General features: G+C 36.1%; 20 protein-coding genes. 8 read left to right on the forward strand and 12 right to left on the reverse strand.

Going from position 1 to position 23,291, the window contains the following annotated elements:
* Positions 1 to 295 precede the first annotated feature (295 nt).
* Together BZG02_RS09570 and BZG02_RS09575 are read right to left on the reverse strand one after the other, a co-directional pair.
* Positions 296 to 523, reverse strand: coding sequence for a hypothetical protein (locus BZG02_RS09570; protein WP_101261214.1), 228 nt, complete (start codon positions 521 to 523; stop codon positions 296 to 298).
* A 2-nt stretch (positions 524 to 525) separates the two neighbouring features.
* Positions 526 to 2,838, reverse strand: coding sequence for a PHP domain-containing protein (locus tag BZG02_RS09575; RefSeq protein ID WP_101261215.1), 2,313 nt, complete (start codon positions 2,836 to 2,838; stop codon positions 526 to 528).
* Between the two features lie 1,084 nt (positions 2,839 to 3,922).
* On the opposite strand from BZG02_RS09575, the gene BZG02_RS09580 reads away from it, so the two are divergent.
* Positions 3,923 to 4,663 (forward strand): DUF6261 family protein, encoded by a 741-nt coding sequence (locus BZG02_RS09580; protein ID WP_101261216.1) that lies wholly within the window; start codon positions 3,923 to 3,925, stop codon positions 4,661 to 4,663.
* A gap of 128 nt (positions 4,664 to 4,791) precedes the next feature.
* Here BZG02_RS09580 and BZG02_RS09585 read toward each other — a convergent pair whose 3' ends face one another.
* The 8 genes from BZG02_RS09585 to BZG02_RS09620 form a co-directional block, all read right to left on the reverse strand.
* Positions 4,792 to 5,352 (reverse strand): sugar O-acetyltransferase, encoded by a 561-nt coding sequence (locus BZG02_RS09585; protein ID WP_101261217.1) that lies wholly within the window; start codon positions 5,350 to 5,352, stop codon positions 4,792 to 4,794.
* A 14-nt stretch (positions 5,353 to 5,366) separates the two neighbouring features.
* Positions 5,367 to 5,924 (reverse strand): DUF1349 domain-containing protein, encoded by a 558-nt coding sequence (locus BZG02_RS09590; protein ID WP_101261218.1) that lies wholly within the window; start codon positions 5,922 to 5,924, stop codon positions 5,367 to 5,369.
* A gap of 67 nt (positions 5,925 to 5,991) precedes the next feature.
* Entirely contained in the window at positions 5,992 to 6,642 is a 651-nt protein-coding gene (locus BZG02_RS09595; RefSeq protein ID WP_101261219.1) for an HD domain-containing protein, read from the reverse strand.
* Positions 6,643 to 6,760: 118 nt separating this feature from the next.
* Positions 6,761 to 7,435 carry a GOLPH3/VPS74 family protein gene (locus BZG02_RS09600; protein ID WP_101261220.1) on the reverse strand — a complete coding sequence of 225 codons (675 nt, stop codon included), beginning with the start codon at positions 7,433 to 7,435 and terminating at the stop codon, positions 6,761 to 6,763.
* 122 nt (positions 7,436 to 7,557) lie between these two features.
* Complete coding sequence (locus tag BZG02_RS09605; protein WP_101261221.1) at positions 7,558 to 7,800, reverse strand: hypothetical protein; 243 nt, start codon at positions 7,798 to 7,800, stop codon at positions 7,558 to 7,560.
* 223 nt (positions 7,801 to 8,023) lie between these two features.
* A complete protein-coding gene (locus BZG02_RS09610) occupies positions 8,024 to 9,052 on the reverse strand; it encodes an ATP-binding cassette domain-containing protein (protein ID WP_101261222.1) in 1,029 nt (342 codons plus the stop codon).
* A gap of 170 nt (positions 9,053 to 9,222) precedes the next feature.
* The gene (locus tag BZG02_RS09615; RefSeq protein ID WP_101261223.1) at positions 9,223 to 9,930 is read right to left on the reverse strand and encodes a GTP-binding protein; all 708 of its coding nucleotides are present in this window, start codon (positions 9,928 to 9,930) and stop codon (positions 9,223 to 9,225) included.
* Between the two features lie 115 nt (positions 9,931 to 10,045).
* Complete coding sequence (locus tag BZG02_RS09620; protein WP_101261224.1) at positions 10,046 to 11,332, reverse strand: ABC transporter substrate-binding protein; 1,287 nt, start codon at positions 11,330 to 11,332, stop codon at positions 10,046 to 10,048.
* Between the two features lie 270 nt (positions 11,333 to 11,602).
* Here BZG02_RS09620 and BZG02_RS09625 point away from each other — a divergent pair, with 270 nt between their 5' ends.
* The 5 genes from BZG02_RS09625 (at position 11,603) to BZG02_RS09645 (ending at position 18,387) form a co-directional block, all read left to right on the forward strand.
* Positions 11,603 to 13,891, forward strand: coding sequence for a T9SS type B sorting domain-containing protein (locus tag BZG02_RS09625; RefSeq protein ID WP_101261225.1), 2,289 nt, complete (start codon positions 11,603 to 11,605; stop codon positions 13,889 to 13,891).
* A 75-nt stretch (positions 13,892 to 13,966) separates the two neighbouring features.
* The gene (locus tag BZG02_RS09630; protein ID WP_101261226.1) at positions 13,967 to 14,893 is read left to right on the forward strand and encodes an ABC transporter ATP-binding protein; all 927 of its coding nucleotides are present in this window, start codon (positions 13,967 to 13,969) and stop codon (positions 14,891 to 14,893) included.
* 59 nt (positions 14,894 to 14,952) lie between these two features.
* A complete protein-coding gene (locus BZG02_RS09635; protein WP_101261227.1) occupies positions 14,953 to 16,188 on the forward strand; it encodes an ABC transporter permease in 1,236 nt (411 codons plus the stop codon).
* A gap of 120 nt (positions 16,189 to 16,308) precedes the next feature.
* Positions 16,309 to 16,986, forward strand: coding sequence for a Crp/Fnr family transcriptional regulator (locus BZG02_RS09640; protein WP_101261228.1), 678 nt, complete (start codon positions 16,309 to 16,311; stop codon positions 16,984 to 16,986).
* Positions 16,987 to 17,187: 201 nt separating this feature from the next.
* Positions 17,188 to 18,387 (forward strand): FprA family A-type flavoprotein, encoded by a 1,200-nt coding sequence (locus tag BZG02_RS09645; RefSeq protein WP_101261229.1) that lies wholly within the window; start codon positions 17,188 to 17,190, stop codon positions 18,385 to 18,387.
* 625 nt (positions 18,388 to 19,012) lie between these two features.
* Here the strand turns inward: BZG02_RS09645 and BZG02_RS09650 are convergent.
* Positions 19,013 to 19,630: a hypothetical protein gene (locus BZG02_RS09650; RefSeq protein ID WP_101261230.1), complete on the reverse strand. Its 618-nt coding sequence runs from the start codon at positions 19,628 to 19,630 to the stop codon at positions 19,013 to 19,015.
* A 145-nt stretch (positions 19,631 to 19,775) separates the two neighbouring features.
* Positions 19,776 to 20,969, reverse strand: a complete 1,194-nt coding sequence (locus tag BZG02_RS09655; RefSeq protein ID WP_101261231.1) for a pyridoxal phosphate-dependent aminotransferase — start codon at positions 20,967 to 20,969, stop codon at positions 19,776 to 19,778.
* Between the two features lie 186 nt (positions 20,970 to 21,155).
* Here BZG02_RS09655 and BZG02_RS09660 point away from each other — a divergent pair, with 186 nt between their 5' ends.
* A complete protein-coding gene (locus BZG02_RS09660; RefSeq protein WP_101261232.1) occupies positions 21,156 to 21,680 on the forward strand; it encodes a DUF7935 family protein in 525 nt (174 codons plus the stop codon).
* 104 nt (positions 21,681 to 21,784) lie between these two features.
* Positions 21,785 to 23,113, forward strand: coding sequence for a DEAD/DEAH box helicase (locus tag BZG02_RS09665; RefSeq protein ID WP_218972206.1), 1,329 nt, complete (start codon positions 21,785 to 21,787; stop codon positions 23,111 to 23,113).
* Positions 23,114 to 23,291 lie beyond the last annotated feature (178 nt).

Below are 23,291 nucleotides of genomic sequence, written 5' to 3' on the forward strand. Positions count from 1 at the left end.
CTTTAGGTGGTTTAATGCCTCATCCTGAAATGCGACATTGGTGGGTCTGCTTACAAATGCATCCACCATCTTATTTACAGCATGCAGAACTTTGTTTCGCCGATGTTCTGCTTCTCGGCACACTATGGTTTCGTAGCGGACTTAAAAGCGATAATATTCAAATTACACAATGAGCCAAATTTGCTTCCTTTAAAATAGTCAAATCGGCAGATTTGGCGGTGCCCAATATTAGCTACGATGTTTGGATTTACTATTAAACCGCTATGAACTATACATTTTGTTAGGGCATCGTACTTTATTCTTCAATATCATCAACAACTATTGAATCTTGAACCTTTTTTAGCATTTCATTTATTCTATCTTTCTCTTCGTCGCTAATATCGCCTTCAAAAGTAGAATCTTCAATTTTAGGGTCTGTTAATAATTCCTTTATCATATCAACATAAGTAAAATCAATAGTCGTAGTTCCTTTTATTAATTGAATTGATATATTATCGTTTTCTTTATTAAAAATTAGTTTCATAGCTATTCTTTAAAGTTTTTTAGGTTATACTTCTTTACTCTTTTCTTTATTGAGGGCTTACCACCATCAGTTATTTCAGCAATATAATCAACTATACTCCTAGAGTTCAATTCACCTTCTAACCTGTTGGATTTAATTTCTATTTTTTGGTCGTTATTAATACACAAAACAATATTTTGAGCATCACCTAGCATCGGAATTGTGGCATTGTGAGAAACTAAAATAATCTGTTTCTTGGATTTAATTTTCTTAATTGCGTTTACTAGACCTTCATTGATATAATTTGTTGCTAAGTTGTCTTCTGGTTGGTCAATAATAATCGGAGCTATATCACCTTCAAAACCTAATATTATATCTAAAAGTACAGATGTTCTCCAACCCGCACTTAGGTCTTCAAATTTCTTTCCATTCAAGGTAATTATTTTGTAGTTTCTTTTATTTAAAGACTCAAAATCTGTATAAATCCGTTTCTCAAAATCATCATAGCCTTTAACTTTAGGACTTTGTCCTTTATATTTTGATTTAAATAAAGATTCAGGACTAATATTATCAAAGGAAAGTATTTTGTCACCTGTCTTAAGTAGTTTGTTAATTACCTCAAGTAGTTTTGTTTTATTTAGTTCAAAATCGTTTTCAATGAAGAGTTTATGACCCATTGATTCCACAATCTCAGAATCACACTTTATCGAATACTTGGATACTTTTTCTAGTATTTTATAAAATTTAGAATAGTTTTGAGAATAAATCTTTACACACAAAATGAGTTTTTCAAAGTTTTGTCTTTTTGTTTGTTCCTCTGTATTAGCAGACTTTAAATCCATGTCATAACGTTCTTTTTCTGAATCAATGACCTTTTTTATATCTTCTGCAAAACTTGATGAATCAAAAGCCTTTACAATTTCCTTCTTAAGCTCTATTACAAGCTTCTCATCGTGGCTAACAAAAGGATTAGATTTCAACTTAGCATCAATTTCGTCTAAGAACTCATTGTGTTCTTTAAAATCATGAAGAGAATATTTAATTTTTCTTTTTTCCTCTTCAGTAGGTCGGAATTTATCTATAACGTTCTTTTGAATATCCTTCCTTGTAATTAAACGCGTTAAATATGGGATGTGACTCAATTCTTCAACTTGCTCTTCCAATATTTTCACACATCCAATTAAATCTGTTAAGTCAGTTTTTAAACTTAAAAGTCCTTTATTTACTGTTTGCTTAATCGTTTCATCACCAGGAAAAACCTTTCTAACAATCTCAATATTATCAATTTTGTCTTCTGTCGCATCACTAACCACCTGCATTATATAATTTTGAGATAAATAATGAGGTTTCACCATGGAAGGGTTATTTACATGTAGCTGTTCCACACCAAAAGGAATATACTTACTATCAGAAAAATCACCAATTATTTTATTATACAATGAATCAACAAAAAGAGTTTTCCCTGAAGATGAGCCTCCAATAACAACATTAAGACCTGACGTTAATTCTGCGTCAATATTTATTTTTTCATTATCTAACTTTACCGATTTAATATGTTCAGACCAAATTGAAGGTCTATCATGTGAGTAAACTAATCTTGAAGATTCAGACAACGATAACCTTAACCCACTAAACGTAGGTAAAGCAAACATCCAAGTTGGTATAAATGGTTCTGCTTTTTTTGCTTTTGCATTAGGATAACTATTAACACTATAATTATCCGTACAAGTTACCAAGTTTACAAATTCATTAATCCCGAGCCGTTTAAAGTAATCTTGTGTTATTTCAAGCTTCGTATTACCTCTTGCGGTAAAACCGTCAAACTGATTGTAGTAAATACTTCGCTCAATAGAATTATCAAATTTCACACCTTTTGGAATAGATTTAGGAAATGTTGAATGTGATTGACCCCCATGAGGTAAAATAAGAAAATCATAGCTGTCAAAAGTTTTTATAACTTCCTCCAAGGTTGGAATCTTATCGGCAGTACTAACCATTTTAATAGGATACAATATGTCAAGTTTTAGATTTAATTCATCAATAACATCTTCTGTAATTTCATCGAGATTAAAATAAATATGACAATGATATGGAGGGCATTCTGAGTAATTCCTAATGTGCAACTCAACTCCTAAAAGCAAATTCATCACCTTATTCTTTGCCTCTAGATAAGCCCTTTTGTTAATGATATTATGGTCTGTAAGTGATATTAGATAAGCTGAATCTTTTGAGACACTTTTAATTTTAGTAATCAATGTTTCAATATCATAATTGTCACTCAGGTTATTCGAATCTACTGAGGTGTGAATATGAAGGTCTAAATATATTGCTTCCATTCTTTCTATTTAAATAGTTCGTATTGCTCGTTTCGTATGTGCCCTAACTAGTTAGTAAGTGCTATGGGCTTTATTTCGTTTATATTTTTTTAAAAAGTGTATTTACCGACCCATATAGGGCAGTAATGAACACTTATTATATTCAATGAACGAATCTACAAAACAATAATATCCAATCAAAAGAATCAGGATGATTATTTCACATAGGTAGTATTACTATAAATATAGAGGATCACATTTCGTCGAGAGATTATTGGAGTGCCAAAAATGCCTTTACATTTCGTCGAGAGCTTATTCGAGCAACAAAAACGGCTTTACATTTCGTCGAGAGCTTATTCGAGCAACAAAAACGGCTTTACATTTCGTCGAGAGCTTATTCGAGCGCCAAAAACGCCTTTACATATTGTCGAGAGTTAATTTGAGCGTCAAAAATGGCATTACATTTCGTCGAGAGCTTATTGGAGTGCCAAAAATGCCTTTACATTTCGTCGAGAGCTTATTCGAGCAACAAAAACGGCTTTACATATTGTCGAGAGATCATTTTTACGGTCAAATAGGCCTTTACATATTGTCGAGAGCTTATTCGAGCGCCAAAAAGTTAATTTTCAAGTCGCGAGAGGTCATTCTAGCACCAAAAATGCCTTTACATATTGTCGAGAGACTATTTTAGTGCCAAAAACAGCTTTACACATTGTCGAGAGATCATTTTTACGGTCAAATAGGCCTTTACAAATTATTGGGCGATTGTTCGAGAATCGATATGACCATTTTCTATTGAGGGAAGCTTATTTTAGGCTGAAAAATGTCTTTGCATATTGTCGAGAGGTCATTTGGATGCCAAAAACAGCTTTACATTTTATCGGGAGGCATTTTCTAATATAATCTATTTCCGCAGATATTTATTTATTTTACACACTAAGCATAAAACTAAAACTGACACATTTATTAATAAACTCAAGCATCACACACTATAATCTTATTATCTGCACAATACACGAATACAAATTCTAACTAACTACCTATTGTATTTTACAGTAAATTCCGAACTATTTTATTTATCATCAAAATTAAATTGTAAAAAACAATGGAACAAATTTTAAGTGATTACACAAGCAAACAGGTAGAAAATATTGCCGAAAACATTTTATTTGAGTTTGCAAAAACCGATTGGAGCGCCGATCAATACCTAAGCGAAATTAGCTCGAGACTGTTAAAAAGCCACGGCATTCTTAAAAATTCAATTGGGAAGTTACGCGCTAGTGATTTTACCGAAGAACTATCGAAAAAAGATGCCATTTTCGATAGAGATATTATCTGTTTTAAAAAGTTTGTGGATGCAAACAGGTACATGAGAGATGAGAACAAAGTGGAGGCTGCGACTAAAATTTGGAAGCTTATTGATGCTCACAATCTTAATCTTTATCGCTTAAGTTACGAAGAGCAAACTTCGTCGGCCACCTCGCTATTTGCAGAATTAGACAGGCAGGATAACAAGCTTTTAATTGAAGCACTGATTGGAGCAAGTGAGGCTTTAATCTTGGCAAAAAATTCGAACGATGCTTTAATGAGCACTTATCGAGAAAGTAATGAGGCAAAAGCGACCAAAGAAGATCAAATTGCAGCATCGCTTCAGCGAAAGCAGGTTCGCGATATCATTAATTCAGACTTATTGCCCTATTTGGAGGTGATGATACGGGTAAATCCAGCTACTTACAAAGGAATTTACCAATCAATAATCAAGTATATCGAAGCGGTAAATACGAAAGTTCGCTCTAGATCGACAAAAAATGAATCGGAAACTACACTTGAGCTAGAACAAAACTAGTATCTATCGTACTGATTCCAATACAATTAAAGACGCAAAATTTGAAGTAACCTTCAAGTAATGCGTCTTATTTTTTTTAGAATGCGGGTTCGTCTCCCGAAAAAGCTTCTTTTATAGCAGAAAATGATTTATTGTTCCAGTTCCCGTATTATTCGGCATGGGTTGCCTGCAGCAAAAACATCCGATGGAATATTTTTTGTTACTACACTGCCCGCTCCTATTATGCTTCGGTCTCCGATTGTTACTCCCGGGCAAATTACTGCACTTCCTCCTATCCAAACATCTTCCCCAATTGTAATTGGCTTGGCAAATTCGAGTCCCGAGGCTCTTTCTTTATAATTAACCGGATGCGTGGCTGTATATATTTGCACATTGGGTCCCAGCAAAGTTCTACTGCCAATTGTTACTTTTGCTACGTCTAATATCACGCAATTAAAATTAAAAAACACATGGTCGCCCAAGCAAATATTCGAACCATAATCGCAGTAAAAAGGCACTTGTATATCTAAATTATCTCCGGCATTTGGCAATAATTGCTTCAGTATTTTGGTCCGTTTTTCGCCGGCATCCTCTCTCGAATCATTTAATTCTTTTACAAGTAATCGGGCTTGCAATCGTTCCTCGGCAAGTGCTGCATCGGCGGCATGATACAATTCTCCGGCAAGCATTTTTTGTTTCTCTGTTTTCATTTTAGCCCATCCTGTTAGTTGCCATTTCTAAAATTATCTACCGGTTGATTGCTAAGCGAAAATTCCTCGATAATTCCCTTGCAATTATCGCCTTTTGGCGATTGAATGCCAAATCCGACAGAAATGGATGCATTCATTTCCATTCCAAAGGCTCTTACGAATCTCCATTTTTTTCCATCCAGAGAATAATGCAATCCAAAAAAATTATTTTTTCTGCTTATTCGTAACCAACAACAATTTCCATCTAATAATTCACCATTAGCATCATCCGACCAAGGATCTGTAATCACCGAAACAACATTGTAGCTTTGGTCAACACCCAATTCAACAGCTAATTTTATCCATTTTCGCGTATCTTGCCTCACCATTAAAAATGCGGCATCGAATGCATTACCACCCATACTTGTAAGCTTAGCAAGCATGGTAAAATCTCCCTTTTTTGTTTGATAGTAAAAAGAGGCACTATCCTTCACATATTCTTCATACTTGCAAATAAAATCGGTATTAGCATTCGCATTCAGCTGAAATGAATTGTTTCCTTCGACGATACTGCAAGGATTTAGACTTTCCATATTATTGTAATTTTATAAGTTATTCGGTTCCCAATAAATTGCGACAGAGCGTTCGAAATTCTTTACTTTACTTCCCTTCCCACTCGCTGTAAAACTGATCGAGATACACTTGCATAAAAGCATGTCGTTTTTCGGCCATTGCTTTTCCTGCCTGGGTGTTCATCCGATCTTTTAGCAAGAGCAATTTTTCGTAAAAATGATTAATAGTTGGGGCATCGCTGTTTTTATATTCCTCTTTGCTCATGTTTAGGTTGGGAGGAATGGTAGGATTGTATATTTCGCGGTTTTTGTGACCGCCATAGTTAAAGGTTCTCGCAATGCCAATGGCACCAATGGCATCCATTCTATCGGCATCCTGCACCACATCCAATTCGGGCGATGTAAATTTTTGAGCTTCTTTGCCGCCTTTAAACGAAATGTTGTTGATGATATTCTCTACATGCAGAATGGTCTGCTCATCAACCGAAAGGGAAGAAAGAAATTCACGGGCCAAACGCGGACCAATTTCCTCATTGCCATCATGAAATTTAGAATCGGCTATGTCGTGCAGCAAAGCACCCAACTCCACCACAAATAGGTCTGCCTTTTCGCTTTTCGCCAACTCTTTTGCCGATTTCCATACCCGGTAAATGTGCCACCAATCGTGTCCGCCTTCGGCATCGGCAAGGGTTTTTTTTACGAATTCAACCGTGCTGCTAATAATATTTTCCTGATTCATTTTTATGCTTTTTTGGTATTACGCCCGTGAAGATAGATGTTTTTTGAAATCAGTTCCAAAATAAGCCTTCCCAGTTTAAAAGAGAAAGTAGAATGAGCTTGTAAAATAAAGCTTGTTTTTAATTATTTATGATTGTAGTCGTTGTCAGCATCATTACAATTACCACCATTAATGCTTCGTGAATTTCTTTCACCACATTTCCCACTTCAGAACTTAACTGTGCATTTTCAACGATTGTCTTTATTTTCTTTTCATATTTCTTGGCTCGCTCCTTTCCAAACACTTCTGTATTTAAAGAGCACATGTCTATTAAGCTAATCAGCATACTTTCCTTCATCTCCAAACTACGATCGTTTAAAAGAATCTCATTTAAGCGTTTTCTTAATTCGTTTTCGGGTTTTGCATTTAGGGTTGGGTACTTATCGTTTGAAAATACCCAAAGAATCTTTTCTTCTTTTTTGCTTAAGATACCATCAGCAATCAGTTTCTTTAGTGTTTCCTCTTTAATATAGGCTTCTTTGTTTCCGATTATCTCCACCCAAGCTTGCAGACCTCTTTTCTTTTTTGAGTTTCGTATTTCCTCCATAAAATGATCGAGCAGCATATCATTACAATTCTTATGCGATTTCACCTCTATATTTTTGTCTCGAATCTCAATTTTTTCCTGCAAAGAAAGTTCTAAAATGATAGCTCCAGCCATAGCGTATCCAAACGAAAACGAATCGGCAACAAAACTTCCCTTTTCATCGTCGAGTGCGAGAAGACATAATTGATCCACTAAATTTAAATTCATTGTATTTCCAGTTTTAAGATTAGACTCAATTTGCGAAAAATAACAAAAAAAATCCCAATAGAACAATTAGCTCTACTGGGATTATTTTATAAGATCCACGAGATAAATCTCATGGCAATTCATTAATAACCGATACCTGCAGCCATAATATTATTTGGATCGAATGCATGGCAAGGTGTTACCCCATGTACCATATCGCATTTCGGACAATGTCCTTCAAATTCTTCCATTGTGAAGGTTTCCTTGCAACCATGGCATTCAATATCCAAAGGCATTGGCATTAATTGCTCTGAAAAACCCATCATTCTAACTTTATCAACTACCTGTTGTCCGTTCTCGAAACTTCCTGCGCACCCGTCATGCATAATTTTATCCTCCCTTTAATTAGGTTTGAAATTGGAGATCTTAGAAATTATCCCATTTCAAAACCTGATTTTATAATTTGTATTAATTTCTAATAAAAACACCCCTCTGGCTATCGCCATCTCCCCTCAAAAAGGGAGAACTCTTATACTATCATTTGTTTCTTAAATAAGAAACAAATGCCATGCTATTTTTAATTACTAATTCGTAATTCATAATTACTAATTAGAACCCAATGTCTTCCTTTTTAATGATTTCTCCGTTACGAAGTCTTGTTCTCATGTTTTGAACCACAGCATCCATCCGTTCCAAATCCACCAATAGTTTTCTCTCTTCATCGCTGGTCACAATCACTTTGTGAATTCCGCCATTTTTAATTACGATTCGTTTATCGCCCATTAAAGCCAACATCGGATCGTGAGTTGCCATCAAAACAATCTTTTCTTCACCAATCAATAAATCAAGCGCTTTTTTACGATCGATACCTGCATTCTCAATCTCATCAATTAAAATTATCGGCGACTTACTTAAAATAGCAGTATCTGCAATCATTAATGCTCTCGATTGTCCCCCACTCAAACTTGTGATAGGAGTCGTTAATTCAAATTTTTCTCCGGCAAGCTTATTGGCTTCTTCAATTATCTTCGCAATTACTCCTTCAACATCCTCAACCAATCTACTTTGTGCGTGCAATTCCAGAAACTCATAAACAGTTAAATCCATTACAAAGTTCATATTCTGCGATAGCTGAGCTACTAATTTATGCCCTGAGCTCACCCTCCATTTCTTGTCTCCCATTTCTTCATTCACCAAAATGGTTCGTGAAGTTGGAGTGTCGTTTTGCGCAACCCATTCTATATCGCCCAACAATCTACTTTTACCCGATCCGGTTGGTCCAACAATACAAACAATCTCGCTTTTGCTGATTTTTAATTCCCCAAACTGCTCCGCCTCACCCGATTTATTGGTTCCGGGAAGAATAGTGATGCTATGAACGCCATCCTCCTCATCTTCGCCTAAAAACTCCAACATCTGAGAAATGTAAGTTGTCATCGAAAGCAACAACTGGTCTTTATCAATGGCTCTGTTCTCTACTTCCTCTTCATCATCCAAAAACTTCAGATAATCAATTAATTTTTCGTCAATCTGCCCATTAACCTGAAGCGTGTTCTCCTCAAAAAATCCTGGAAGAAAAGGGTATTGCTCGAATAATTCGGCAATAGTCTGGTTTTGTATATCTTGAACTGTAATCATGTTGTCGATTTTGTAACTGTTATATCGTATTCTAACACTCCTGGATCCCCTTGAAAAGGGAGAAAACCCTGATTTTCTTTTCGCATCTTCGAATCGATTTCTTCCCCTTCCAGGGGAAGTGCCGATAGGCCAAGGGGTGAACTAAACTTGATTCTTTCCTTGATGCCTTTCTACTTTTCGTCCTTCTTGTCGCTCATATCAATTTTGCGAACATTCCCCATTTGGTAGCTTTCGCCAATTCTGGTTTCGCCCAAACAATAGGAACAAAGTGCCGATGGCATCGAGAATCTCAATTTTTCTCCAACCAGAGTCTTTATTTCCACTTTCTCATCGTATAACAAAGTGCTTAGTTCGTAAGCTCCCTGCCCGGTTAATCCATTGATATGCATAATACTTGCGCCCGGATTCACTTGATTTACTCTTGATGCAAACACTTCTCTCTCAGCCTGCGATACAATATCACCCTTTGTAATAACCACAATATCAGCACTTTTTAACATCGGCCCAATTTTCTTTGGTGTGTTAATCCCACTCAAATTATCGATTACACAAACGGCAGTAATGCTTTTCACATAAGGCGAACAACGATTACACAAACCAGCACTTTCGGTGATTAATAAATCCAAACCTTCCTTAATTCCCCACTGCGTTACCTCTTCAATATTACTTACAAAATAATGATCGGGACAAAGTGAACCCGACAATCCCTTCTTTACCTTCACTCCTGCCTTTTCATACAAAATATCATCATCGGTATAAAGGCAATCAAATTTCACCACACCAACTTCTAATCCACGTTTCTGTAACGAATCGATGGTCTTTAAAATCACTGCTGTTTTTCCTGATGAAGGAGGTCCTGAAACTGTAACTAAGTTCATATCTGATGTTGTTTAAATTCTTAATTAATATTTTCGGGTACGCATTACAACCCGCTCTGTCCTTCGGCTCCGCAGAAGCTTTCGGCATTCTCTGAAAAAGGAGAACAGTCAATAATTACTTGCTTGGCGTATAATTCAACGGTCCTAAATTTGCAAACGATTCATCTTGTATCGACTTATTAAAAATTCGTTCGCATTTCTTTATTAAAGTCCCAATATCGTTACTATTAATGTAATCCCAACCCAACCACATAAATTTATTCTCTTTTGGTAATCGGTTGTCAACCTCGGGGTTGATACTTGGAAACAAACCTTGATGCGACAATATCTCACCTACTTTCTTCGATGCAAAGAAATCAACAACATCCTGGGTTTTCTCTAATTGATCCTTCTTTGTCAACATGAAAATAGGACTAATAATAGCTCCATCCTCTGGCCAAACTGCCACCATTGGTCCTCCTTGCTTTATCATCTTGGTAAAGAAATAAGGCATAATGGTAATTGCTGGTCGAACGTTCTTTTTTGTGTGCGATTTTACCATTTGTGCAGGATGCATACTTTCCAACAAACAGGCTCCCAAACCTCTTACTCCTTCTTCTCCGTATGCCTTGTAAATATGCAACAACATGGAATTAAACAAATCGAAATCGCTAATTGGCAAACTTACACTACGTTTAAATTCGGGCTTAAAAATATCTGCCCATGTGCGAGGAATTGGTCTATCGCCTAGTTCGGCAGTGTTTACCAAAAATACCGCCGGCACTACTCCAATCATCGAATAATGTCCTTCCGGATCCTTCAAGGAAATTTCATCGTTATCAAAATCTTTATTCAAACGCTCAAAACCTGTACTATCTTTAAAAACCCCTTGTTTCTTAAATTTCCCCATCAACTTCTCATCGAAGAATAAATCGAAACCGGCTGAAATAAATATATCTGCTAAATTATCGGTGTTCTCTTGGTTAATCACATCATCAATTAACCAATCCAATCCCATCGAAGCAGCTTTTAAATCGTAAACAATTTCGTTAGCATGCTCCTTTTCGTATTCTTGAATAAAAGCATCAATTCCTTCAACCAAAGGAATACGAACCGGACAAGGCAATAAACCCTGTACATGTATTGAATCTGCTTTTTGTGCTTTGCTATTTTGATTCAGGTCGCCATCCACCTGATTTCTGTTTCCATCAATTCCTTCTATCAATAATGCAGAAAAAGTATCCACATTTAATTTCTTCATTTTCAAAGCCAACTCCAAAGAAAGAGATTTACCAAAAATTGCCCTTTTCCCTTCATCCTCCAATTGCTTGAATCCGTTAGAAACAAAAATTTTAATTGTCTCCGGATATTTAGTACAAATGTCAAGCAAACTATCTGTGGTCTTAAAATATTGATTCTCCATTTTCAAACAGAATTTTTAATGATTTCCTGATACAAATGTAGAACTCATCGCCTCCAGAAAATGTAACCAATGTTACACATCTTGAAAATAGCTCCCGAAAAACTAAACAAAATGGGAATCTTTACCGTAAAATACCTGACGAAAGAAAGTTTTACAATGATTAGTGGTTGTTTTTAATAGATTAAAATCGTCCATCCAATTATTTTGAACTATATTTAAATCAGTAAAAATTGATTCTTTTTAGTTCTAATTCCGTAAAAAACGAAAATCATGACCAGATACAAAGCTCTATTCATGCAAAAACTAACAAGATTATTTCTTGTTGCATTGCTACTATGTGTTGCTGTTTCCGGTTTTTCTCAAAACGATACGGTTCGCATTCTCTCCGATTACCAAATCATGTATTGCTCGGCAACCAATGGCAGCGTTTTGCCTATGCAGGAAATACAACTTCCGTTAGAAGGTCCGAAAGGAAAAAAATGGTTTGTAAGCTTTTCAGTGAACAATAGTCCTACAATGATTTTAAATGGCGAAGAAGGGATCAACTTTGCGGAATATATCATGTCTCTCTTTTTTAAGAACACTTCGGGACAGGTAAAAAACTACACCATAGAATTAAAAAAGGCATGGCTGGAAGATTTTACTCCTGTCGTTATTCCTGAAGACCAAAACACAGCAACAATACAGGTGCTGCCTTTAGCAACTCCCGAGGTGGAAGATTATCACCCAAAAGTAAAAATGAACACTTCGCAACAATATGCTGCAAAAATCGGTAAAAATTCGAGCTATTCGGTTTTGGTGCCCGAAGGTGCAAGTTTGCTGAAAAACGAAAGTGTAATTGAGAACAACAGACAAGAACTTAAAATTAGTATAAAATGGCCGAACCACGAAGCAACCAACTATTTTAAACTGATAGAAACAGATGCTTTTGGCTGTAACAGCGACACTATTTTTGCTGGATTAGAAGTGGTGAAAAGTTTTCAGGTTACTTTCGACGAAAACAAAACAATCTGCGAAGGAAGTAGCTTAAACCTGTCTCCCATTATCGATTTACCATCTGATTATTCCTTTTTATGGAGTAGCGGTGAAACCACAAAAGATATTAGCGTGGACAAGGAAGGAAGTTACGAACTTACCGTAACCGATTTGCGCGATAATCAAATTGTAAAAACTAAAGTAGAAGTTATTAGCCAAGCAAGCCCTGTAATTAATATCGAAGATCATGTGGTGATAGATGATGAAAATCCTATTCTCGATATTTTTGAAAAAGGAGCTACCTATTTATGGTCCGATGGTTCTAGCGATTCCGAACTTCCAATCACTAAATCAGGCTCCTATTCTGTAAAAGTAAGCTCTAAAAATGGTTGTTCCTCCACAAAATCATTTAAGGCCAAACTAAAATCGGAACTTTTTGAAATCAACCTTCCGGAAGTAGTTCAAATGTGCGGCAATCAAAAAATCAACTTGAAACCTGGTTTGTCCATCAATCAGGAATACCGATATCAATGGAAAAATGGAACTTCCGAACCTTCCATTACCATCGACAAGGCTGATGAATATTGGGTTAAAATTACAGACCCTGATGGTTTTCAGCAAACTGCCTATACGAATGTAATTTATCACCCCAATCCAATTATCGATTTGGGAACCGACATTACCTTATGGGATGGGGAAAGTGCAATTTTAGATGCGGGAAATGAAGGAGCCAAATTCATCTGGAATACAGGTGAAAACACCCAAACAATAAATGTAAATAGTGGCGGCGTTTTTGTGGTGGAAGTAAAAGACACGAACGGTTGTTTAAATAAAGATACGCTTTACGTTACCCACCGAATTGGAGAAAAATTTGGTCTGTTTTTAGGCGAAGACCATTCCATTTGTGCAGGAGATTCTCTATTAATTATTCCAACAATAGAAGGAAAACCTACACATCCATTGCAATACAAATGGCTCGGACTAGGGAATACAACTCCCGAAGTCTACTTAAAAGACAATGGTCATTATTGCCTGGAAGTAACTGATGCTAATGGTAATACCGAATCGGACTGTTTGGAGATTACTCTTTTATCGACTCCAAAAATTGACCTTGGCAAAGACTTAGAAAGTTATGCAAATAAAAAAATTGTTCTCGATGCGGGAACTCCAAATTGTTTCTATAAATGGTCTAACGGCGATATCACACAAAAAATTACCGTTCAAACCGAAGGCAAATATTGGGTAAAAGTTACTACCGATTCGAACTGTACCGCAAGCGATACCATCGATGTAGCTTTTTTAGAGAATTATCCTTTTGTAGGCTTGCCAAAAGCTTTCTCGCCAAATGGCGATGGTCATAACGACAAACTATTTGTTCGAGGAGAGGATGTAAAAGAAGTAACTTTAATTATTTACAACCGTCTGGGGCACAAACTTTTTGAAACTACCGATGTAAACACCGGATGGGATGGATTTTTTCAAGGTAAGCTGCAGGATATTGATGTGTATATTTATGTACTGGAAGTAACTTTTTTGGATGGGAAAACACTTACAAAAAAAGGAAACGTAGCGCTTCTTCGCTAACAAACATAAAACTATTTTCTTTATTGGATAAGTTGTGTAACTTTAGACTTGTTATTCACTAATCTTCTCTTTTACATGCTTGTTGCAAAAAACCTTTACAAATCCTATAAAGAAGTTCATGCGCTCAATAATGTTTCGCTTTCGGTTCAGGAAGGTGAATTATATGGTTTGTTAGGACCAAATGGAGCGGGAAAAACTACCACAATTAATATTTTAACTTCGTTGCTTAAGCCGAATAGCGGAGAAATTCTTTATCATGGGAAATCCTTGTTCGAAAATCTTAACCAATGCAAAAAAATGATTGGTGTGGTTCCTCAGGAAATTGCGCTTTACGAAGAACTAAGCGCCATAGAGAATTTAAAATTCTGGGGAACTCTGTATGGCATAAAAGGCAAACAACTACAACAAAAAACAGAAGAGCTTCTTTCTTTTCTGGGCTTATCGGATCGAAAAAATCATAAAATAAAAACCTATTCGGGTGGAATGAAAAGGAGAATTAATATTACTGCAGCCCTTCTTCACGATCCAAAAATCGTTTTTATGGATGAGCCAACCGTAGGAATCGATCCGCAAAGTAGAAACCTTATTTTCGAAGTCATTCAAGAGCTACATTCCCGGGGTCTTACCATGATATATACTACTCATTATATGGAGGAAGCCGAGCGTCTTTGTGATAGAATCGGCATTATTGACGAAGGGAAAATTGTTGCTGAAGGAAGTCTTGAAAATCTTAAGAAAGCATCTACTATTAAAGAGGAAATTCATGTAAAGTTTACAAACGCTCCAAAAGAAGACCTCTTGAATATTAACAATTCGTTTCCTAACCAAGTTTTAGTTCAGGAGAATCAACTGGTTCTATCCACCTCACAAGCCAATACCGATCTCCCAAAATTAATTCAATTGTGTACGAATGCAAATTTGCCTTTGGAACATCTTCAGGTAAAAAACTTAAGTTTAGAGAGTATCTTTCTGGAATTAACCGGGAAATCCTTACGGGATTAAAGAAAGCATTCCCATTCACTATTTTACTATTCACCATTCGACTATAAACCCCCAAAAGCATGTTTACAATCGCATTGAAAGGCATCCGACAATATTTTAAAGACCGTACCGCAGTTTTACTATCCTTATTACTACCAATCGTATTAATTACCATTTTTGCTTTGATGTACGGAGGAATCGGCAAATCTGAAAAATCCCGCCCTATCACCCTTTTGTTCACGGATCAGGATAATACCGAACTTTCGAAAGAAGTATACTCCACTTTAAACGAGCAAAGTGGAATACAACTTCTCACCACAAACTATGATGAAGCAAGTAAGCTTATTAAGAAAGGAAAAAACAGCGCTGTTCTTGTTCTCTACAAAGGCTTTCAAGATTCGGTGGAGGCCGGAAATAAAATTCCTATGGAACTGTTTTACGATGAAGCCAAAGAAATTGAAATGGGGCTAATGCAACAAGCTCTATGGTCGAACCTTTTTGGCATTACCATGAAAAAAGGAATGAAGGGGAAAGTAAATAGCTGGATTCGTGAAAAAAATCCAGACTTAGATACCACTGAACTTCTAGATATTCAAGCCAAAATTGATGAGCAGTTTAGCGATTTCGAACAATCGGAAGATTCCGAAACCTTGGAAGAAAACTCAAACTTACCAATGACTGCAATAGTAAGCGAAGAAAAAAATGGGAACCTCGGACTAATTCAAGCAATTGCCGGAGTCGCCATCATGATGTTACTATTTAGTGTAGCTGGTAGTGGTGCTTCCCTTCTAAAAGAAAAAGAAGATGGCACTTTTCGCCGGCTATTGGTCGCCCCTATCTCGCCATCGAGTATTTTATACGGAAAAATGCTATCGACTCTATTTATGGCCATATTACAACTCACCGTAATGTTTTTGTATTCGTGGCTCGTGTTAGGATTGGATATTTTTATTAACCTTCCGGCTTTACTCTTAATGATTCTCGTTACAGCAATTGCCTGTTCCAGTTTCGGAATTTTTATGGCTTCTATCTGCAAAAGTAGAAAACAGGTGGAAAGTTTATCAACTCTGGTAATATTGGTAATTTCGGCACTTGGCGGTAGTATGATGCCTCTTATTTTTATGCCTGCAATCATGCAAAAGCTAGCCGTTATTTCTGTTAACTACTGGGCAATAGAAGGCTTTTTCGATATTTTCTGGAGACAACTTCCGCTCTCGGAAATTTATCCCAAACTAATCGTTTTACTGGGAATTGGCATTTTATTTACCACCATTTCGGTGGTTAGTTTCAAAAGAAATTTGCTAAAAATGGTTTAGAAAGACGGGATTAAAATTTGAAGAAGGCTGAAGATCTTCGAAAATTAAGACCAATTCATCCCCTATTCTTTGCAAACTGAGAAGAAACAGCTAATATTGAGAGGAAATTAAAAATTCATCATGCCAATGCTATATCAACAACTTTCGCAATCGCCAGTTTTTAGAGGTATTTCTCCCGACGAAATGGAAAATTTGCTGATCGACTCTCAATATCAAATCAAAAAATTCTCAAAAGGCGACATGCTCGCTTTTCGCGAGGATAAGTGCGAGAATCTGATGATTGTTTTAAAAGGAAGTGTGAAAGGTGAAATGCTCGATCCATCTGGAAAAAGCATTAAAATTGAAGACATTATGGCGCCCTACCCGATTGCTTCGGCTTTCTTGTTTGGTCAGCGAAATGAATTTCCGGTAAACGTAACGGCAAACGAGGAGGTGGAAGTTTTCTATCTATCGAAAAACTCGGTAATCGAACTCTTTCAAAAAAATAAGGTATTTCTTACCAATTACCTAAATTCCATATCCAACAGAAGTCAGTTTTTAGCCAACAAACTAATGTTTTTGAATTTTAAAACAATTAAAGGAAAGTTGGCGAACTATCTTTTAAAACTTGCCGCTCCTGATAAAACATTCATTACCTTACCAAAATCGCAGGCCGAAATGGCTAACTTTTTTGGCGTTACCCGCCCTTCGTTTGCTCGAAGCTTAAAGGAAATGGAACAGGAAGGTTTAATTGAAATCAACAGAAGAGAAATAAAAATCCTAAATAGGCAAAAACTCATCCGACTTTTACAGCAATAGGTAAGAAATGTGAAAGAAGATGCTGTAGAAGTATTTCCAAAATAAAAATATTCTTAATTTTGTGCACTGTAAACAAATTGTTCTGTTTTTTTTGATCTAAATCAGAGCACATGAGATCTTAAATTCACATTCCTGCTCTAAATTAGTTGCAACAATGAGATAGAAAGGTCTGAAAATGCTAATTCGACAAAACTTTAAAGAATGCACAATAAAAACAACATTACTGACAAAATTTTCTGGGTAGGAACAAATGACCGAAGAACACAGTTATTTGAGAATTACTGGCCATTGCCAAAAGGCGTAGCTTACAATTCCTATGTTATTGTTGATGAAAAAATAGCCATTGTAGATACTGTTGAAAAAGGTACTATGGATGAGTATTTAGACAACATTAGCGAAGTATTGGATGGTCGCAAAGCAGATTATTTGATCATTAATCATATGGAACCAGATCATTCAGGATCTATTCGTTCTCTGGTAGAGCGATATCCTGACATGAAAATTGTTGGAAACAAGAAGACTTTTCCAATGCTGGAGCGTTTCTACGGAATTAAAGAAAACCTTCTTGAAGTTCAGGAAGGAGATCAGATTAATTTAGGTGCACACCAACTAAATTTCTATATGGTTCCAATGTTACATTGGCCAGAAACCATGGTTACCTTCGAATCGACTAATGGCATTCTTTTTTCGGGAGATGCTTTTGGTGCTTTCGGAACTTTGGATGGTGGTATTTTCGATGATGAATTGGATTTGGATTATTTAGATGAAGAAATTAGCCGCTACTATTCCAATATTGTTGGAAAATATGGTCGGCCAACTCAAAATGCACTGAAAAAATTAGCTGGATTTGATATTAAAATGATTTGTGCTACTCATGGTCCAATTTGGAGAAGTCATGTAGCCGATATTATTGCAAAATACGATAAGTGGAGTCAGTACAAAACCGATGAAGGTTGCGTAATTGTGTATTCTTCGATGTACGGAAATACCGAAAAAATGGCTGATAACATTGCTCGTCAGTTGGTTAAAAAAGGAATTAAGAAAGTTCGTATTCACGATTCTTCCAAAACACATCCATCTTATATCATCAACGATATTTTTAAATACCGCGGTGTAATTTTAGGTAGCTGTGCCTATAATGGTGATGTTTTCCCAACCATGGAGACAGTAATTAATGAATTAGAACACATTGCCATTAAAGATCACGTTTTGGGTGTATTTGGTTCCAAGTCGTGGGGCGGTGGCGGATTAAAACGCTTGAATAAATTTGCTGAAGATATTAAATGGGAAACTATTGAGGCAACACCAGAAGCGCTTTGTGCTCCTAATGCCGAAGATTTTGATCTTTGCGAAGCTTTGGCTGAAGGAATGGCAAGCCGTTTAAAAGAACTTTACAAATAGAAAATTAGTACTCGATATATTGGACTCCTCCACTTTTGGGGGAGTTTTTTTGTGTTTGAAACAAAGGATCATTGTTGACGGTTAAAACATATTTATCCCCTACTGGGAAGGATACCAATTGCACCTTATTTTATAATCTGCTCAAATGTAGAATTCGAAATTGAGACCGGGACCCGTATAGTGAAGAATGCGTTAAAAACAAAAAGCTGTTTGAACGCAGCGAGTAGCATTCGAACTAGTAACGGGTGGTTGAGGACGTTTTCGATGATTTTTTGTCTACTTTTTCATCCAAAGTACCGAACGAAGAAAGATCATGAATACCTGTTAAAATTAAGAATGAATCAAAAGTAGAAGCCCGTCTGGCTTGAAGACAAAACATAAAGCCTGAGAAAAGCAAGCTTTAAAATATCGATTTTGCAAGTTGATACGATAAAAATGATACAACCCACCTATTTATATAGCATTCAAATACCATCAAGTGGATTAAAAAATAATTTCTAATTGTGTTGATTAATAATCGATTGATTATTCTCTCAATTTAATCAGAATAATATTATGGTGCTCAGCACCTATTTTACGTCTATGCAAGCTTGCTACAAATATCTCGGTACTCGGTACCTTTCCATTAAAATACAATCCCTAATTGCAGGCGAATAAAATCATAATTATCCGAAAAGTTTGCACTAAAACCAATATTACCACTAATATCGGGTCCCATTTCCCATCTTATTCCACAGGAAGGAACAAACCAAGCATTATAATTCAATTTCCGATCATCATTACAATTGGAATAATAGAAATCATCTTCATCTTCCGAAAGAATAATAGCTAATGCCAAAGATATTAAATCGGTTCCTGCACCAAAATAGGGTTTTACTTTTCCGTCACCTAAAAATATTTTGGCATGAATGAGCCATAAAAAATTAGTCTTTTCAAAATTCAAATCACCAGCATCACCATTATCAAGGTAATCTCGCCAAGAGGTAACGGTAAATTCAGTACCGAAATACAAATTATTCGAATTTACACCCAAATCTAAACTAAAAGCAGTCCCCGATTTTGCAAAATATTTTGCCTTTCCGAGCGTCCATGCAGTACCAAAATTAAAACCTATCTCAAAACTATCTTTTCGGTCGATATTAATCTCATTTTTCTCAACTGGCTTTGCATAGGTATATTGCGCGACAGAATAGTTGGCAAAAAAACTAAAGCTTATTACTAAAAAAAGAAGTTTATTTTTCATGATTGACCTTTTATGAATCTATTTCATAAATAGGACAACTAATTACCTCCGTTCACTTAAGCAACTCACTATTATTTTATCAGAAACGAAAAATGGCCATCCCGTTTAAAACGAGATGGCCTTTCCAATATATTATTTTGATAGATTACTTCAACTTCTCAACCGATGCTTTAATTCTGCGAATAGCATCCGCCATTTGCTCTTCGCTGGTAGCATACGATAATCGCAAACATTCAGGAGAACCAAATGCCTCACCTGTAACGGTAGCCACATTAGCATCTTCCAACAAATACAAACTTAAATCGGTAGAATTGTTAATGGTATAAGTTCCATTTGCTTTCCCAAATAGTTGAGAAACTTTAGGAAATAGATAGAATGCACCGTTTGGCTCACGAGTTTCGAAACCTGCCACTTCGCGTAACTGAGCTAAAGCCAAATCTCTTCGTTTGTGAAAAGCTTCTCTCATGGCTACAGTAGTCGATTGATCTCCTTCTAAAGCTGCTACAGAAGCAATTTGTGCAATAGAAGATGCTCCAGATGTCATTTGACCTTGTAACTTATTACATGCTTTTGCAATCCAAAGCGGAGCTGCAATGTAACCAATTCTCCAACCTGTCATAGCGTAACCTTTCGAAACGCCGTTAATCACAACTACCTTATCAAAAATGTCGGCAAACTGCGCAATACTTTCATGAGCCCCAACATAATTGATGTGCTCATAAATTTCATCCGAAAGAATCGTAATATCAGGATATTTTGCAAAAACATCCGCCAAGGCTCTTAATTCCTCTTTTGAATATAAACTTCCCGTTGGATTACTTGGCGAACTAAATAAAAAAGCCTTTGTTTTTGGTGTTATTGCAGCTTCTAACTGTGCTGGAGTAATTTTAAAATCCTGCTCAATAGGCGCGTAAACAAAAACATTAATTCCGTTAGCTAACTTTACAATTTCGCTATAGCTTACCCAATATGGCGAAGGAATAATAACCTCATCTCCATCGTTTATAATACTCAGAATAACATTGGTGATAGATTGCTTAGCTCCATTCGAAACTACAATTTGATCGACAGTATACTCCAAATTATTTTCACGTTTCAGCTTATTAACTACTGCCTGACGCAACTCAATATACCCCGGAACTGGCGAATAATGAGAATAATTATCATCAATGGCTTTTTTTGCTGCCTTTTTTATGTGATCTGGAGTATCAAAATCAGGTTCACCTACACTCAGATTGATAACATCAATCCCCTGAGCTTTCATTTCTCTACTTTTTTGAGACATAGCAAGAGTTGGAGACACTTCCATTCCTGCAATTCGATCCGAAACTTTCAACATTGTTAATTAATTTAGGGATTTAGTAAATTGCTTAATACATTTGTGTTTGTTGTTTTTTCCCCCTGATAAACAAAATAAACGGTGTGATTAGTTTATCTTCGAATTATCAATTCAGTGGATAAAGATACAGTTTTTAAATACATAGGAAATCCATAAACATCGAAAAATCTAAAGAAACTATTTAAAATGAAAGACATTTTTGAAATTAGTAAGTATATCCTGCCTTCGTTGGTAGTTTTTGCAACAGCTTATTTGTTAATTAAACAGTTTTTAAAACACGAGGAACGTAAAATAAAACATCAAATTTTATTGAAGAACCAAAAACAAATAACTCCAATAAGACTGCAAGCTTGTGAGCGATTAATTATTTTTCTGGAACGAATTCATCCCGAATCATTAATTATTCGAGAAAACACCAACAAATTAAGCAGTTTAGATTTGCAGCAAAAATTAATTCTTGCCATTCGAAACGAATACGAACACAATCTTGCTCAACAATTATATGTTACCGATGAATCGTGGTTATTGCTAAAAAATGCCAAAGAAAATACCATCCGATTAATTAATACCGAAGCAGCACAAATAGCTGGCACCGATTCCTCCATTGCTTTATGCAAAGCAATTATCGAATCGCACATGCAACAACAAAAACCTGCTATCTCCGTCGCAATTTCAGCATTAAAGAAAGAAATTCAGCAAATCTGGAATTAATACGAAGCACTGAATAGTCATCCAAATAAGGAGGATAAACAAGGAAAGCACTTTAATGTCGGTTTATTTGCCTATTTTTGCACAAATTTTCAAATACCATAGTAATGATTTCATTTGACGACATCAAATTAAGCAAACAAATTAGAATGGCGCTTGACGAGGCGGGATTCGAGAAACCAACAGAAATACAAGAGAAAGTATTTTCCCCTATTCGTGCAGGTAAAGATGTAATTGGGATTGCCCAAACAGGTACAGGTAAAACCTTGGCCTATTTGATGCCGATTTTGATGAAGCTAAACTATGCCCAAGGATTCGATCCAAGAGCCTTAATTATTGTGCCAACCCGTGAGTTGGTATTGCAGGTAATTGAGACTATTGAACTACTTACTCCTTTCATAAACATTAGAGCCGTTGGAATTTACGGTGGAGTAAATATCAATACACAAAAAGAAAAACTGTACGAAGGAATTGATATTATTGTAGCAACACCAGGTCGTTTAATGGATATTTACATGACTAGAATCCTTAAATTTACACTAATTAAAACCCTTGTTGTTGATGAGGCCGATAAATTAATGGATTTGGGTTTTATGCCTCAGCTAAAAGCAATTTTCGAAATTATTCCAGAGGTGCATCAAAACCTTCTATTCTCAGCAACATTTTCGGATACTATTGCTCAATTAGCCGACGATTTTCTTATTAGTCCAGAACGTGTTGAGGTTGCTCCTCAGGCTTCTACAGTTGAAAACATTCATCAAATTCAATATCAGGTCCCTAATATTTTAAGTAAAATCGCACTTTTAAAGCACCTTTTAGAGGATAAAGAGGTATTTAAAAAAGTGATGATATTTACCGAGACTAAAAAGAATGCAGATAGAATTGTTGACCGTTTGGAAGATTTCCTAGGCGAAGACTTAAGTGTAATTCACTCGAACAAAGCACAAAATACAAGGATTAAAGCTTTAAATAACTTTAAAGATGGAACTTCAAGAGTATTAGTTGCTTCGGATGTTGCCGCCCGTGGTATCGATATCGAAAATGTTAGCCACGTTATTAACTTCGATATTCCTTCGGACTACGTAGAATACGTTCACCGTGTTGGTCGTACCGGTCGTGCCGAGAAAGAAGGTACCGCTATTAGTTTTGTAAATGCCGCCGAGGAAGAATTAATGGTAAAAGTAGAAGCCTTAATTAAGAAACCAATCGAAATTGGAGCGGTTCCTATCGAAGTTGTTTTTACCAGCCAACTACTTGAGGATGAAAAAATTCAAACTCGAAATATTAAAATAAAAAATACCATTCGCTTAGACTTATCCAGTGGTGCCTTTCATAAAAAAGCTGCAAAAAACATGAAAACCCCATCGGGTTCCAAAGGCAGACAAAAGGGTATTGAGAATAAGAAACGAAATCGTAAAAAGAAATCGAAGAAATAGTAAATATCACTCCACTAGTTGGTAAGCTAGAATTATTTATGCCGTTTCATTCAGTTGGAACGGCATTTTTTTTAGGGCGTGTCCCTCACTTCTTCGGGTCAGGCTTTTCACTGCAACTCCTCGCCTGATTGCTTTCGTGTTTTATATCAAAAGCCACACAGCGCTACCACTTATTTCC

Source organism: Labilibaculum filiforme (assembly GCF_002843315.1).
In the GTDB taxonomy this organism is placed as follows: domain Bacteria; phylum Bacteroidota; class Bacteroidia; order Bacteroidales; family Marinifilaceae; genus Labilibaculum; species Labilibaculum filiforme.

What these genes read in the sequence shown, in the direction of transcription:
- BZG02_RS09590 (WP_101261218.1), bottom strand. Translation starts at nt 5,924, where the DNA reads ATGGAAAGTCTAAATCCTTGCAGTATCGTCGAAGGAAACAATTCATTT.
- BZG02_RS09605 (WP_101261221.1), bottom strand. Translation starts at nt 7,800, where the DNA reads ATGCATGACGGGTGCGCAGGAAGTTTCGAGAACGGACAACAGGTAGTT.
- BZG02_RS09615 (WP_101261223.1), bottom strand. Translation starts at nt 9,930, where the DNA reads ATGAACTTAGTTACAGTTTCAGGACCTCCTTCATCAGGAAAAACAGCA.
- BZG02_RS09660 (WP_101261232.1), top strand. Translation starts at nt 21,156, where the DNA reads ATGAAAGACATTTTTGAAATTAGTAAGTATATCCTGCCTTCGTTGGTA.
- BZG02_RS09600 (WP_101261220.1), bottom strand. Translation starts at nt 7,435, where the DNA reads ATGAATTTAAATTTAGTGGATCAATTATGTCTTCTCGCACTCGACGAT.
- BZG02_RS09575 (WP_101261215.1), bottom strand. Translation starts at nt 2,838, where the DNA reads ATGGAAGCAATATATTTAGACCTTCATATTCACACCTCAGTAGATTCG.
- BZG02_RS09665 (WP_218972206.1), top strand. Translation starts at nt 21,785, where the DNA reads ATGATTTCATTTGACGACATCAAATTAAGCAAACAAATTAGAATGGCG.
- BZG02_RS09595 (WP_101261219.1), bottom strand. Translation starts at nt 6,642, where the DNA reads ATGAATCAGGAAAATATTATTAGCAGCACGGTTGAATTCGTAAAAAAA.
- BZG02_RS09580 (WP_101261216.1), top strand. Translation starts at nt 3,923, where the DNA reads ATGGAACAAATTTTAAGTGATTACACAAGCAAACAGGTAGAAAATATT.
- BZG02_RS09630 (WP_101261226.1), top strand. Translation starts at nt 13,967, where the DNA reads ATGCTTGTTGCAAAAAACCTTTACAAATCCTATAAAGAAGTTCATGCG.
- BZG02_RS09635 (WP_101261227.1), top strand. Translation starts at nt 14,953, where the DNA reads ATGTTTACAATCGCATTGAAAGGCATCCGACAATATTTTAAAGACCGT.
- BZG02_RS09650 (WP_101261230.1), bottom strand. Translation starts at nt 19,630, where the DNA reads ATGAAAAATAAACTTCTTTTTTTAGTAATAAGCTTTAGTTTTTTTGCC.
- BZG02_RS09620 (WP_101261224.1), bottom strand. Translation starts at nt 11,332, where the DNA reads ATGGAGAATCAATATTTTAAGACCACAGATAGTTTGCTTGACATTTGT.
- BZG02_RS09625 (WP_101261225.1), top strand. Translation starts at nt 11,603, where the DNA reads ATGACCAGATACAAAGCTCTATTCATGCAAAAACTAACAAGATTATTT.
- BZG02_RS09570 (WP_101261214.1), bottom strand. Translation starts at nt 523, where the DNA reads ATGAAACTAATTTTTAATAAAGAAAACGATAATATATCAATTCAATTA.
- BZG02_RS09645 (WP_101261229.1), top strand. Translation starts at nt 17,188, where the DNA reads ATGCACAATAAAAACAACATTACTGACAAAATTTTCTGGGTAGGAACA.
- BZG02_RS09655 (WP_101261231.1), bottom strand. Translation starts at nt 20,969, where the DNA reads ATGTTGAAAGTTTCGGATCGAATTGCAGGAATGGAAGTGTCTCCAACT.
- BZG02_RS09585 (WP_101261217.1), bottom strand. Translation starts at nt 5,352, where the DNA reads ATGAAAACAGAGAAACAAAAAATGCTTGCCGGAGAATTGTATCATGCC.
- BZG02_RS09610 (WP_101261222.1), bottom strand. Translation starts at nt 9,052, where the DNA reads ATGATTACAGTTCAAGATATACAAAACCAGACTATTGCCGAATTATTC.
- BZG02_RS09640 (WP_101261228.1), top strand. Translation starts at nt 16,309, where the DNA reads ATGCCAATGCTATATCAACAACTTTCGCAATCGCCAGTTTTTAGAGGT.